Source organism: Mycobacterium sp., from assembly GCF_008709575.1.
GTDB lineage: Bacteria > Actinomycetota > Actinomycetes > Mycobacteriales > Mycobacteriaceae > Mycobacterium.
The window spans coordinates 1-13522 of the sequence record NZ_VYIK01000017.1 but is presented as its reverse complement, the minus strand read 5'-3'; the positions used below and the strand labels follow the sequence as shown (position 1 = coordinate 13522).

Annotated in this window: 12 protein-coding genes and 1 pseudogene; 6 read left to right on the top strand and 7 right to left on the bottom strand. The window is 68.8% G+C overall.

Going from position 1 to position 13522, the window contains the following annotated elements; genetic code table 11:
- Nucleotides 1–118 precede the first annotated feature (118 nt).
- Complete coding sequence (locus tag F6Q13_RS05685) at nt 119–2020, top strand: MFS transporter (protein WP_293053536.1); 1902 nt, start codon at nt 119–121, stop codon at nt 2018–2020.
- Between the two features lie 29 nt (nt 2021–2049).
- Here F6Q13_RS05685 and F6Q13_RS05680 read toward each other — a convergent pair whose 3' ends face one another.
- Complete coding sequence (locus F6Q13_RS05680) at nt 2050–2604, bottom strand: LppP/LprE family lipoprotein (protein WP_293053533.1); 555 nt, start codon at nt 2602–2604, stop codon at nt 2050–2052.
- 114 nt (nt 2605–2718) lie between these two features.
- Here F6Q13_RS05680 and F6Q13_RS05675 point away from each other — a divergent pair, with 114 nt between their 5' ends.
- Nucleotides 2719–4398, top strand: coding sequence for a DEAD/DEAH box helicase (locus tag F6Q13_RS05675; protein WP_293053531.1), 1680 nt, complete (start codon nt 2719–2721; stop codon nt 4396–4398).
- Entirely contained in the window at nt 4395–5534 is a 1140-nt protein-coding gene (locus F6Q13_RS05670; protein WP_293053528.1) for an acyltransferase, read from the top strand. The genes F6Q13_RS05675 and F6Q13_RS05670 overlap by 4 nt, the downstream gene beginning before the upstream one ends.
- Here the strand turns inward: F6Q13_RS05670 and F6Q13_RS05665 are convergent.
- The 3 genes and pseudogenes from F6Q13_RS05665 to F6Q13_RS05655 all read right to left on the bottom strand — a co-directional run.
- Nucleotides 5529–5739, bottom strand: a pseudogene (locus F6Q13_RS05665) (TetR/AcrR family transcriptional regulator); the annotation flags it as partial. The gene F6Q13_RS05670 and the pseudogene F6Q13_RS05665 overlap by 6 nt on opposite strands.
- Before the next feature lie 16 nt (nt 5740–5755).
- Nucleotides 5756–6907: a cytochrome P450 gene (locus tag F6Q13_RS05660; RefSeq protein ID WP_293053755.1), complete on the bottom strand. Its 1152-nt coding sequence runs from the start codon at nt 6905–6907 to the stop codon at nt 5756–5758.
- A 125-nt stretch (nt 6908–7032) separates the two neighbouring features.
- Nucleotides 7033–8400 carry an FAD-linked oxidase C-terminal domain-containing protein gene (locus tag F6Q13_RS05655; protein ID WP_293053525.1) on the bottom strand — a complete coding sequence of 456 codons (1368 nt, stop codon included), beginning with the start codon at nt 8398–8400 and terminating at the stop codon, nt 7033–7035.
- Between the two features lie 73 nt (nt 8401–8473).
- Between F6Q13_RS05655 and F6Q13_RS05650 the strand changes: the two genes are divergently transcribed.
- Together F6Q13_RS05650 and F6Q13_RS05645 are read left to right on the top strand one after the other, a co-directional pair.
- Nucleotides 8474–9313 carry a uracil-DNA glycosylase gene (locus F6Q13_RS05650; RefSeq protein ID WP_293053522.1) on the top strand — a complete coding sequence of 280 codons (840 nt, stop codon included), beginning with the start codon at nt 8474–8476 and terminating at the stop codon, nt 9311–9313.
- 20 nt (nt 9314–9333) lie between these two features.
- The gene (locus F6Q13_RS05645) at nt 9334–10371 is read left to right on the top strand and encodes an LLM class flavin-dependent oxidoreductase (protein ID WP_293053752.1); all 1038 of its coding nucleotides are present in this window, start codon (nt 9334–9336) and stop codon (nt 10369–10371) included.
- On the opposite strand, the gene F6Q13_RS05640 is transcribed toward F6Q13_RS05645, so the two are convergent.
- From F6Q13_RS05640 to F6Q13_RS05630, 3 genes are read right to left on the bottom strand one after another with little or no spacing between them, the layout of a single operon-like run.
- Entirely contained in the window at nt 10368–10820 is a 453-nt protein-coding gene (locus F6Q13_RS05640) for a nitroreductase family deazaflavin-dependent oxidoreductase (protein WP_293053519.1), read from the bottom strand. The genes F6Q13_RS05645 and F6Q13_RS05640 overlap by 4 nt on opposite strands.
- Nucleotides 10821–10834: 14 nt before the next feature.
- Nucleotides 10835–11269, bottom strand: a complete 435-nt coding sequence (locus tag F6Q13_RS05635; protein WP_293053516.1) for an HIT family protein — start codon at nt 11267–11269, stop codon at nt 10835–10837.
- Between the two features lie 47 nt (nt 11270–11316).
- Nucleotides 11317–12480 (bottom strand): MalY/PatB family protein, encoded by a 1164-nt coding sequence (locus F6Q13_RS05630; protein ID WP_293053513.1) that lies wholly within the window; start codon nt 12478–12480, stop codon nt 11317–11319.
- 200 nt (nt 12481–12680) lie between these two features.
- Between F6Q13_RS05630 and F6Q13_RS05625 the strand changes: the two genes are divergently transcribed.
- Nucleotides 12681–13522 (top strand): PGRS repeat-containing protein (locus F6Q13_RS05625; protein WP_367141126.1); only part of this gene is annotated, 842 nt, incomplete at its 3' end.

The window sequence follows — 13522 nt, the reverse complement described above, 5'->3', positions numbered from 1 at the left end:
TGGGTAGTCGGTGGGTATCCCGGAGTCGGCGACGGGCCGGGGTGTCTGGGAGGCGGCCATGGATATGCCCTCCATGGCTGCGCCACCTGAAACCGAATGCCAGGGAGATCGCAGCGGTATGACGATGGTGACGGGCCGCACCGGCGGGGTACATCCATGGGGCGCGCTGTGGGTGATGATGATCGGCTTCTTCATGATCCTGCTCGATGCCACCATCGTCGCGGTCGCCAATCCCAGCATCATGGTGCGGCTCGGCACCGGATACGATTCGGTGATCTGGGTGACCAGCGCGTACCTGCTTGCCTACGCGGTGCCGTTGCTGGTCGCGGGCCGGCTCGGTGACCGCTACGGCCCCAAGAACCTCTACCTGGCCGGTCTGGCGGTGTTCACGGCCGCCTCGCTGTGGTGCGGGCTCTCGGGCAGCATCGGCATGTTGATCGCTGCCCGGGTGGTTCAGGGGATCGGCGCCGCGGTGCTGACCCCGCAGACCCTGTCGATGATCACCCGTGTCTTCCCGCCGCAGCGCCGCGGCGTGGCTATGAGTGTGTGGGGTGCCACCGCCGGCGCCGCCACCCTGGTGGGTCCCCTGGTCGGCGGGATACTCGTCGACGCGCTGGGCTGGGCGTGGATCTTTTTCGTCAACGTCCCGATCGGGGTTGTCGGGCTGGCGCTGGCGGCCTGGTTGATCCCGGCGCTCCCCACCCACAGTCACCGGTTCGACCTGATCGGCGTCGTGTTGTCCGGAATCGGAATGTTCCTCGTCGTCTTCGCGTTGCAGCAGGGCCAGTCCGGCGGCTGGGCGCCGTGGATCTGGGCCGTGCTCGTGGCCGGCTTCGGGTTTGTGACGGTGTTTGTCTACTGGCAGTCGGTCAACACCCGCGAGCCACTGATTCCGCTGGATCTTTTCCGGGACCGCGATTTCAGCCTGTCCAGCCTCGGGGTGGCGGTCATCGGATTCGTATCGACCGCGATGGTGCTGCCGCTGATGTTCTACGCGCAGGCGGTGTGCGGGTTGTCGCCGACCCGCGCGGCGCTGCTGACCGCTCCGACGGCGATTGTCGGCGCCGTACTTGCACCGATCGTCGGGCGGGTGGTCGACCGGTCGCACCCGCGCCCGGTGGTCGGTTTCGGCTTCTCCGTGTTGGCGATCGCCCTGACCTGGCTCTCGATCGAGATGACGCCGACCACGGCGATCGTGCGGCTGGTGTTGCCCTTCGTCGCCCTGGGCGTGGGAAACGCGTTCATCTGGTCGCCGCTGGCCGCCACTGCGACCCGTAACCTGCCGCCGCAGCTGGCCGGGGCCAGTTCCGGGGTGTACAACGCCACCCGACAGGTCGGCGCCGTGCTGGGCAGCGCCGGCATGGCGGCGTTCATGACCTCGCGAATCACCGCCGAGATGCCTGCGGCGCCCCTGGGTGGCCGTTCCCCGCACGGCCATGGTGCGGTCGTGGTGTTGCCGAGGGTCCTACACGAACCGTTTTCGGCCGCGATGTCTCAATCGATGCTGCTGCCGGCATTCGTCGCGCTGTTCGGGGTCATCGCCGCGGTGTTTCTCGTCGGCTCCGCCGCCTCAACCGGGGCCGACGGGTCAGCGCGACCGCATTCGGACGCCGATGTCGCCGGGTACGAACCCGGACACGACCCCAAGTACGACCCCGAATATGAGGACGACGACGACTACGTCGAGTACATGCTGTCAAGCCCCCCCGCGCCGATCCCCCAACCCCTCGAGGCCCGAGCCGGTGCGGCCACCGAACCGTCGAGCGCTCCCGCCGAGCAGCCGCCGCCGGTAGCTGCTGCCGGGGTCTGGAGCAGCGAATCGGTCGGACTCGCGCACAATGGCTTTCCCGGCGGCTTTCCCGGCGGCTTTCCCGGCGGCTTTCCCGGCGGCTTTCCGGTCGAGGAGGCGGAGCCGACTGGTCGCCAAGTCACCGATTCGCCCCCGCGTCCTAAGCATTACCGAGAGCATCACCGAGCCGATTCCGACGATTCCGGGCGGCATTGGTCGCCGGATGCCTAAGAGCGCGTGAGGCGGGCGGCTCGCGACGGCTAACGAGCGGTGTTGCCGATCAGCTCGACGCCGTTGCCGTTCCAGCGCAACTTCACCACGCCGGTCACGCCGGCGATACCGCTGGGATAGGTCAGTGCGACCGTGTCGCCGGTGCACTGTGACGTGTCGATGCCGGTGAACCCGAACGTGTCGGGCACGCCCTGTGGAATGTATTTGCCCAGATGGAACAGGACGGCCCTGGTGCTGGGGTGCGCAGCGTTGGTGTTGGCCTTGACGATCACCGCCGACAGCTGGGCACACTCGCTGTAGTTGCCGGCGAGCGGCTCCGGGTTCCAGGACTGCCGGCTGCGCGGATCACGGGGCAGCTCGGAAACCGCCCTGGCGATCGCGGGCGCGGCAAGACTGACCGCACAGGGGTCGGCGGGAGCGGCGGCGTCGCTGGTCGGCGACGCGGTCGACGCCGGAGGTGCCGGGGCGGGAGGCGCAGCGCTCGGGTGGGTGGTGGGCTGAGGCGTTTTCGCCGCGATGGAGTCGCCCGAACCGCAGCCGGTGAGCATCGCGGAAACCAGCCCGACGCAGGCCAGTGTCGTCAACCGCCGGACATCGCAGCTTCGCCTCCACACACCGCTGCACCGTACCGGCACCGTAGCGCCGAGTGCGGCAGGCGCGGCCGGTCCGGGCCGGCTCACCGATAGACTTGCTATCCAATGGCTCCCCTCGACACCGCTGCGACGACCTTCGCCGACCTGCAGATTCACCCGGCGGTGCTGCAGGCGATTGCCGATGCGGGCTACGAGTCCCCGTCGGCCATCCAGGCGGCGACGATCCCGGCGCTCATGGCGGGATCCGACGTAGTAGGCCTGGCCCAGACCGGCACCGGCAAGACCGCCGCGTTCGCGATCCCGATCCTGTCCAAGATCGACACCGGCAGCAACGCCACACAGGCGCTGGTACTGGCTCCGACGCGCGAACTCGCGCTCCAGGTCGCCGAGGCGATCAGTCGCTACGGGGCCCACCTGCCGCAACTCACCGTCCTGCCGATCTACGGCGGATCGTCCTACAGTGTGCAACTCGCCGGGCTCAAACGCGGCGCCCAGGTCGTCGTCGGCACGCCCGGGCGCGTCATCGACCACCTTGAGCGGCGGACTTTGGATCTGTCCCGGATCGATTACCTGGTGCTCGACGAGGCCGACGAAATGCTCAACATGGGTTTCGCCGACGACGTCGAACGTATCCTGTCCGAGACGCCGGAATACAAACAGGTCGCTCTGTTCTCGGCCACCATGCCGCCCGCGATCCGCAAGCTGACCAACAAATACCTGCATGACCCGCTCGAAATTACCATCGACACGAAAACAGCTACGGCCGAGAACATCTCACAGCGCTACATCCAGGTCTCGGGCTCGCGCAAGATGGACGCGCTGACCCGGATACTCGAAGTCGAGCCATTCGAGGCGATGATCGTGTTCGTCCGTACCAAGCAGGCCACCGAGGAGGTTGCCGAAAAACTTCGCGCCCGAGGGTTTTCCGCGGCCGCCATCAACGGTGATATTCCGCAGAGCCAGCGCGAAAGGACCATAGCCGCCCTGCGGGATGGTGGCATCGATATCCTCGTCGCCACCGACGTGGCCGCCCGTGGGCTGGATGTGGACCGGATCTCGCACGTGGTGAACTACGACATCCCGCAGGATCCGGAGTCCTATGTGCACCGGATCGGCCGAACCGGCCGGGCCGGACGGTCCGGGACGGCGTTGCTGTTCGTCTCACCGCGGGAACGCCACCTGCTCACATCGATCGAGAAAGCCACGCGCCAAAAGCTCACCGAGTCACAACTACCCAGTGTCGACGATGTCAATGCGCAGCGGGTGGCGAAGTTCGCCGATTCGATCACCGACGCGCTGAGCGCGCCGGGAATCGAATTGTTCCGCGGCCTGGTCGAGGACTACGAGCGCGAGCACGACGTCCCGATGGCTGACATCGCCGCTGCGCTGGCGTTGCAGTCCCGCGACGGCGAAGCATTCCTCATGGCACCCGAGCCGCCGCCCGAGCGACAGCCGAAAGCGCGGCGGGATCGTCCTGCGAAAGCTGCCCGCACATCCAAGGAAGCGTTCGCCACCTACCGCATCGCGGTGGGCAAGCGCCACCGGGTCGGCCCCGCGGCGATTGTCGGTGCCATCGCCAACGAGGGTGGCCTGCACCGCAGTGATTTCGGCCACATCACGATCGGCCCGGACTTCTCACTCGTGGAATTGCCCGCCACCTTGCCGCGTGCCACCCTGAAGGCCCTTGAGCGAACTCGTATTTCGGGCGTGCTGATCAACCTGAGGCCCGAGCCGCGCGCCGACGGACGCGGTGGCGGCAAATCGCGCCGGAAACGCGCCGGATGACCCTGTCGAGCGGCGCGGCGGTCCAGGGCCGACTCGAGGAGGTCGCCGGGCCGGACCGCGTCGCCTCGTTGACGGGTATCCGCGCGGTTGCCGCGCTGCTGGTGGTGGGGACCCACGCGGCCTACACCACCGGCAAATACACCCATGGCTATTTCGGCCTGGTCTGTTCGCGGATGGAGATCGGCGTGCCGATCTTTTTTGTGCTCTCCGGCTTCTTGCTGTTCCGTCCGTGGGTGCGCTCGCTCGTCTGCCGGACCCCGGCGCCTTCGGTGCGCCGCTATGCCCGGCACCGGGTGCGTCGCATCATGCCGGCCTACGTCGTCACTGTGTTGGCGGCCTACCTCATCTACCAGTTCCGCGCGGCCGGACCGAACCCTGGCCACACCTGGACGGGGATGGTTCGCAATCTGACACTGACGCAGATCTACACCGACAACTACCTCGGGTCATATCTGCACCAGGGGCTTACCCAGATGTGGAGCCTTTCCGTGGAGGTCGCCTTCTACGCCGTGTTGCCGCTGCTGGCCTACGTGTTGGTGGTGCCGGTGTGCAAGCGGCGCTGGCAGCCGGGGCGGCTGCTGGCCGGGCTGGCCGCGCTGGCCTTGATCACCCCGACCTGGTTGGTGTTGGTGCACGCCACAAACTGGCTGCCCGAGGCCGCCCGGCTGTGGCTGCCGACCTATCTCGCCTGGTTCATCGCCGGCATGGCGCTGGCAGTGCTGCAGTCGATGGGTGTGCGCTGCTACGGTTTTGTTGCCGTCTCGCTTGCGGTGATCAGCTATGCCATCGTCTCCACCCCAATTGCGGGCGCACCCACGACGTCACCTACGGGGCTGGTTGAGGCGCTGGTGAAAGCCGGCTTCTACGCGGCAATCGCCGCGCTGGCAGTGGCGCCGCTGGCGCTCGGTGATCGCGGCTGGTACGCGCGGCTGCTGGCCAGCCGGCCGCTGGTGTGGCTGGGCGAGATTTCCTACGAGATCTTCCTGATCCACCTGGTGGCGATGGAGATCGCGATGGTCGAGCTGGTGCGGTACCCGATCTATACCGGCTCGATGCCCAACCTGTTCGTCGTCACGTTGGCCATCACCATCCCCCCGGCGTGGCTGCTGCACCGGTTCACTCGGGTCCGGCGCTGACGAACGCGCCGTGACGATGTCGGACCGCTCCGCCAGCTCGGCGCCGAGCGGTCGCAGAGTGGCAGCGAACCACGATCCCAGCGCGGGGCTTTCACGGACCAGCCGCAGTGCGGTGGTGATGGGTCTCGCGGTGCACAACGGCGGTCCGCAGCGCCTCGCGATTCTCGAAGTACCGTTACAGCGTCGCGCCCGCCGCGCCGAAAGCCAACCCTTGCCGGCCATCAGGAAATGATCCGGAACGGAACCGACAGCGGGCGCCGCACATAACTGCCGCCGGACCACACGATTGCGGACTCTTCGACTTCGAAATCCGGACAGCGGGACAACAATTCGGTTAACGCGACTCGCGATTGCATGCGGGCCGCTGCGGCACCCAGGCAGTGGTGAGCGCCGTGGCCGAACGTCAAGATGTTGCGCGGGCAGCGCCGCACGTCGAGTTCACCGGCGTCGGGCCCGTATTGGCGCTCGTCACGGTTGGCTGACCCGTAGAGCAGCAGCACCTTGCGGCCGGCCGGCACGGTGGTGTGGTGAATCGTCACCTCGCGGGTGGTCGTGCGCGCCAGACCCTGCACCGGGGAAGTCAGCCGCAGCAGTTCGTCGACCGCGCCGGGGATCAGTTCGGGGTGATCGATGAGCAGCTTCCGCTGATCGGGCCGCTGGTGCAGCAGCTGCACCGCGCCGCCCAGCATCCCGGTGGTCGTGTCATTGCCGCCGGTGACCATCGTGAAGGTGAACGCCAGCACCGACAGGGTGCCGGCGAGATCGCCGTCGGCGCCGACCCCGGCAGCCACCAGATGCGTGATGGTGTCGTCCGCCGGCTCGCGGCGACGCCGCTCGATCAGTCCGGTGAAGTAGGCCATCATCGACTCCACCGCATCGCCTGCGGTGGCGATGCCGCCGTCAGCGGCGTTGGCCGCCACGATGGCCTGCGTCCAGCCGTCGAACTGGCTGCGGTCTGCCTCCGGAACACCCAGGTAATGCGCGACCACCATCGACGGCAGGGGTTTGAACAGCTCGGCGACGATGTCGCCGCCGCCGGCAGCGCGCAGGCGCTCGACGCGTTCCACGACGAACCGGCGCACCTGCGGCTCGACCGCTTCGACCTGCCGCGGCGTGAAACCGCGCGCCACCAGCTTGCGGAACTCGGTGTGCGCCGGCGGATCCTGCATCACCATCGGCGGGTTGTCGTGCAGCCCGATGAGTTCGAGCTCCCCGTAATTGACTGTGAGGCCCTGCGCGGAGGAGAACGTCTCGTGATCGCGTGCCGCTGCCCAGACGTCGGCATGGCGGGACAGCACGTAGTAGTCGTCGTGGGGTCTGCCCGCGGGCACCACATGATGGACCGGGTCGTGGTCGCGCAGGGCGCGATACATCGGCCACGGGTTGGGCCAGGTTTCGGCGGTGGCGAGCTGAAAACCCCGGGTGTGAGGCAAGCCGACTGCCACGTCTTATGGGTACGACACTGCACCCGTCGGTGTCAACGCGCTCGTCGCGGCGTTCAGATGCCCGCACCGGGGTTCAGGATGCCCAAGGGATCCAACGCGTCCTTGATGCGCCGGTTCAACACCATCGCCTCGGGGCCCAGGTAGTCGGCCAGCCAGGGCCGCTTCAGCCGGCCGACACCGTGCTCGCCGGTGATCGTGCCGCCGAGGCGCAGCGCCAGCTCCATGATCTGGCCGTAGGCTGACTCGGCTCGCCGGCTCATCACGGGATCGGCCGGGTCGTACACGATCAGCGGATGGGTGTTGCCGTCGCCGGCGTGCGCGATCACCGAGATCATCAGCTCGTGCTCGTCGGCGATGCGGGCCACGCCGCCAACCAGGTCGGCCAGCGCCGGCAGCGGCACCCCGACGTCCTCGAGCAGCAGCGGGCCCTTGGCCTCCACCGCCGGGATCGCGAACCGGCGGGCGGCGACGAACGCTTCACCCTCGTCCGGATCATCGGTCGAGAACACTTCGGTCGCCCCGTGTTCGGTGAACACCGCAGCCATCAACTCGGCATCCTCGTGGCCGGCACGCCCCCGCTCGTCGGAGGCGGCCACCAACATCGCGGCCGCCCCGCGGTCCAGCCCCATCCGCAACTTGTCTTCGACCGCATTGATCGCCACCGAATCCATGAACTCCAGCATCGCCGGGCGGATGCGTGCGCTCACGGCCAGCACCGCTTCGGCGGCGGCCTCCACCGAGGCGAAATTGGCGACCACCGTGCACGACGGATGCTGCGGTGGAATCAACCGCAGCGTCACCTCGGTGATCACTCCGAGGGTGCCCTCGCTGCCGACGAACAGCTTGGTCAGCGAAAGCCCGGCAACATCCTTGAGTCTCGGGCCGCCCAGCCGGACCGCGGTGCCGTCGGCCAGCACCACCTGCACCCCCAGCACGTAGTCGGTGGTGACGCCGTATTTCACGCAGCACAGTCCGCCGGCGTTGGTGGCGATGTTGCCCCCGATGCTGCAGATCTCGTACGACGACGGGTCCGGCGGATACCACAGCCCGTAGCCGGCGACAATTTTTTTCACCTCGGCGTTGAACAGGCCGGGTTGACACACCGCGGTGCGGGTGACCGGGTCCACGACGATGTCGCGCATCTTCTCCGTGGACAACACGATGCCGTTGTCGACTGCGGTGGCTCCGCCGGACAGGCCGCTGCCGGCGCCGCGGGTCACCACCGGCACCCGATGCTCGCTGGCCCAGCGCAGCACGGCCTGCACGTCTTCGGTACGGCGCGGCCGCACCACCGCCAGCGGCTTGCCCGCGCCCGGGTCGAGAGCACGATCCTGGCGGTAGCCCTCGGTCACCGCCGGATCGGTGACCACCATGCCGGCCGGCAGCTCGGCGATCAGATCGGCCAACGCATCCGCGCCCACGACGCCGATCCTACGGTGACGTCGGTGATGGTGCCGCCGCGCCGGGAGCGGCCCGATCGTGCACAGTGGACCGGTGCGCCTCTCCCACCCCCGCACCGGAGCGTTGTTCGATTCTCCGGTGCCGCCGGGCACCGGTTGGCCCGGTGATCCCGCGACAGCCGCCACCGCGGCGGCGTCGACACCCGCGCAGGTCGCGGCCCTGGCCGCGGCCGCCGAGACGACCGGACAACTCGACGCGGCGGTGTCGGTGTGCCGGGCCTGCCCGCGCCTGGTCGAGTGGCGCGAACGGGCCGCGCAGACCAAACGGCGGTCGTTCGCCGATCAGCCGTATTGGGGCAGACCGGTGCCGGGGTGGGGAGCCGAGCGCCCGCGCCTGCTGGTTGTCGGGCTGGCACCGGCGGCGCACGGCGGCAACCGCACCGGGCGGATTTTCACCGGTGACCGCTCCGGTGACGTGCTCTACGCCGCTTTGTACCGGGCCGGTCTGGCGAGCTCGCCGATCAGCGTGGACGCCGCCGACGGCCTGACACTCAACGGCACCCGGATGCTCGCGGCCGTACGCTGCGCACCGCCGGGCAACGCGCCGACGCCGGCAGAACGCCGGACCTGCGCGCCGTGGCTGGCCGCGGAGTGGCGGCTGACCGGCCACGACGTGCGGGTGATCGTCGCCCTGGGCGGCTTCGCCTGGCGTTCGGCGCTGGAAATGGTGCGCAGCGGGGCCGGCCAGGTCGGTCGGCCGCAACCCAGGTTCGGGCACGGCGCCGCCGCGACTTTGCGTGCTGCGCACGGCGACGTGGTGCTGCTGGGCTGCTATCACCCCAGCCAGCAGAACACCTTCACCGGCAAGCTGACCCCGGCGATGCTCGACGACATCTTCGGCCGGGCCGCGGTGACTGCGGGACTATCCCGGTGAGCGGCGGCGTTGCCAGCGACATGCGGCTGTCCGTTTTGGACCTGGTGCCGGTCCGCGCCGACCAGACCACCGCCGACGCGCTGGCGGCGTCGGTGCGGTTGGCGCAGACTGCCGACCGACTGGGATTCACCCGGTACTGGGTCGCCGAACACCACAACATGCCCGCGGTGGGCGCGACCAGCCCCCCGGTGCTGATCGCCTACCTCGCTGCGCAAACCTCACGGCTGCGGCTGGGGTCGGGCGGGGTGATGCTGCCCAATCACGCGCCGTTGGCGGTAGCTGAGCAGTTCGCGCTGCTGGAGGCGGCCGCGCCGGGCCGCATCGACCTCGGCATCGGCAGAGCACCCGGTTCGGATCCGGTGACCTCGCTGGTCTTGCGCGCAGGGGCCGGCCGCGACGACCGCGACCTCGAGCGCTTTCCCCGGTATCTCGACGACGTGATGGCGCTGATGAGTCCGCGCGGTGCGCGGGTGCCCTTGCGCGACGGGGACTACCTGCTCAAAGCGACGCCGGTCGCCGCCAGTGTGCCACAGCTGTGGTTGCTGGGGTCGTCGTTGTACTCGGCGCGCCTGGCGGCGATCAAGGGGCTTCCCTACGTGTTCGCCCACCACTTCTCCGGCAAGGGAACCGAGGAGGCGCTGGCCGTCTACCGCGCGCAGTTCGTGCCCGGCGAGCTGGCGGCCGCACCGGAGACGTTTCTGACAGTGAACGCGGTGGTGGCCGAAACACGCGCAGAGGCAACGGCGTTGATGCTGCCCAACCTTCAGACGATGGCGCGCCTGCGGACCGGCGCACCGCTCGGCCCGTTACCTCTGGTCGAGGACGCGCGCAGTGCCGAGCTGACACCGCAACAGCAGCAGATCGTCTCGGCCGGCCTGGACCGTGCGGTCGTCGGCACACCGGCCGAGGCCGCCGAACAGTTGCGCTCGCTGGCCGCGCGGTTCGGGGTCGACGAGGTGATGGTCCACCCGGTCGCGTCGGCGCACCGCGGCGCCGACCCGGCCACCGCGCCGGCCCGCGAGGCCACGCTCGAGCTGCTGGCCAAGGAACTGTTCTAGCCGCGCGGTGTCAACACGATCACCGGGATCGGCCGCGAGGTTCGGCGTTGGTAGCCCTCGTAGCGGTTGGCGTTGTTGTCGTTGACGATTCGCCACAGCCGGGCATAGTCGGGCTCACCGGGCGTCACGGGGTGCGCCGTCACCGGGAATCTTCGCGTCCCGACGTTGATCTCGACGTCCGGGTTGGCCTTGAGGTTGTGATACCAGCCCGGCGCGCGCGGATCGCCGCCCTTGGAGGCCACGACGAGGTACGCGTCGCCGTCGCGGGCGTAGGTCAGTGTCGTGGTGCGCGGCTTACCGGTCTTGGCGCCGATCGTGTGCAGCAGCAGGCTGGGCGGCACGCCGGGGATGCGGTGCCCGATCCGGCCGTTGCTGCGCCGATAAATGGTGTCGTGCAGGCGCAGCAGCGGCACGCCGATGTGCTGTTCGACCCAGCCGGAGACATCCATGCCGTCAGTCTGCCTCAGTCTGAGCGCCGGGCGTCCAGTTGGGCCAGGGCGTCGCGCAGGATCTGTCCGGTGACCTCCCGGTCCGGGTCACGGCGCAGCAGGAGTCCCTTGGCGACCGAGAGTTTGTCTCCGTTACGCCGCGGCAGCACGTGCAGGTGGATGTGGAACACCGTCTGGAAGGCGGCGCGACCGTCGTTGACGGCGATGTTGGTGCCGTCGGCCAGCTCGGTCGTGCGGACCGCTTGAGCGATCCGCTGTCCGATCACCATCATTCCGGTCAACGTCTCCGGCGGGGTGTCGGTCAGGTCGACCGTGTGACGCTTGGGCAGCACCAGCGTGTGGCCGCGGGTGAACGGACGGATGTCGAGGATGGCCAGGTAGTCGTCGTCTTCGTAGACGCGGATGGCCGGCGACTCTTTCGCGACGATGGCGCAGAACACGCAAGGCATCCAGTCACGGTAGCGGGTTGAGCTCGGTCGCCGCGCGCGCCGGCAGGTCAGGCCGGCAACGCGGCGGCGATCGCCTCGATCGCTCGGTCCAGGATCGCTCGCGGGGTCGCGAAATTCAGCCGGGCAAACCCGGAGCTCACCGTGGGGCCGAACGGGAGCCCTGGACTCAACGCCACCTTCGCCTTCGACAACAAATACTCCGCGGGTTCGCTCGGCAGGTTCAACGCCCGGAAGTCCACCCACGACATGTAGGTTGCCTCCGGGGTGTTGACTTTCACGCCGGGTGCGGCTTCGGGCAGCGCCCGGACCAGGTGATCGCGGTTTGCCCGCAGGTAGACCAGCAGTTCGTCCAGCCACGGTCCGCCGTGGCGGTATGCGGCGATGTTGGCGCGGATCCCGACGGTGGATGCACCCATCTTGTGCAGCATGTTGACCCGGTGCCACTCGTCGTTGTCGCGGGAATTGGACAGCACCACCTGAGCGCACATCAGTCCGGGCAGATTCCACCCTTTCGACGCCGAGAGCAGGGTGACCACCGTCTCGGCCGCCGTATCGGACACCGACGCCGCCGCTACCTGGGGCCGTCCATAGACCAGTGGTGCATGGATCTCGTCGGCGATCACCCGCGCCTGGTGAGCGGCGGCGATGTCCACGATGGCGCGGAGCTCGTCATGGGTGTATGCGGTGCCCAGCGGGTTGTTGGGATTGCACAAAATCAGCGATCCGGCGCCGCCGGCGAACGCCGCGTCGAGTGCGTCCAGATCGAGCACGTAGCGTCCCGAAGCGTCTTGTGGAGTAGGGATTTCCACTCGCTGCCGGCCGGTGACCCGCAGCACGTCGAAGAACGGCATGTAGGCGGGCACGGGCAACACGACCGGGCTCTCCGGTCGGGTAAGGAAATTGACGACCGCCTCCATGCCCTTGAGCACGTCGGGAACCACGTGGACCCACTCGGGTCGCGCGGGCCAGCCGTAGCGCAGTTCGCACCACTGCGCGGTCGCCTGGGGCAGGTCGGCCTCGCCGAACGGCGGATAACCGAACTCCTCGTTGTCGACGCACCCGCGAATCGCGTCGAGCACCGCCGGCGCGGTCGGGAAATCCATCTCCGCGATCCACAGCGCCAGCACATCGGGTCCGAAGTGGTTCCACTTGATGGTCTTGCGCCGGCGCAGCTGCTCCTCGGTCAATCGGTCGAACACCGGATGGTTCATCAGACCTCCTTGCCGGAAACCGCGGGATCGGCCGGGGTTTCATTGTGCGGTGGCCACGTCGCAGGCAGGCTGAGTCCACAGCGCCGTGAGCACGGCCCGGATGCCCTGGCCGCAGACTGGTGCCGGTTTCGCCGCGTAGGGAGCACCGCACCGGCTACCTTAACGCTGTCGGGGAAATCTGACTCTCGGAGAGGCCGAGGATGGCTCAGCATTCGGGCAGGCGGCGGCGCACATCGGGCCAGGGCGGGACGCGTGCCCACTACGGTGTGCTCGACCTGGGTGTGGCTGCCGCCGCGGTGCTGGCCGCGCAACTGGGACCGGCGGTCATCGCGGCGCCGGCCAAGGCCGACATCGTCGACCTCGTCATCGGGCCGATCACGAATGCCCTCGACTCGGTCGCGGATTTGCCGGGCTCCGCGGGTGCATCGGTGGGCGCGCTGAGTACGCCGGCCGATAGCCTGGCCGCTGCCATGCTGCCGTCTGTGCCCTCCGATCGGGTCGCTGATCTGGCGGTGCCGGCCGCGCCCATCGATGCGGGCGCCGTGGCGGCCGCCGACTCCAGTCTGGCCAACACCGTGGTCCAGGCCATCTATCTGGAGTTTTACAACCTGGGTCGAGCCTGGATGAGCAGCTCCATCGGATCAGCGGTCGACAGTGTGATCAACTTCCCCACCTCGGCGTTGTTTCACGTCGATCTGATCGGCAACGGTGCGCCCGGCACGGAAACTGACCCCAACGGCGGCGCCGGCGGGATCCTCTTCGGCGACGGTGGCGCCGGCTACAGCTCCACCACGCCCGGTGTGGCCATCGGTAACGGCGGCAACGCCGGACTGATCGGCAACGCCGTCGTCGCCTCTAACGCCGGCGCGGCCGGCGGCAACGGCGGCAGCGGCGGGTTGTTGTTCGGTCAGGGCGGTGACGGCGGGAACGGGGGCGCCGGCAGTGCCGGCGGCGTCGGCATCGCCGGGGCCAACGCCACCACCGCGGGCAGCGCCGGCGGTGAAGGCGGAGAAGGCGCCGTCGCCGGCGCCGGCGGGGACGG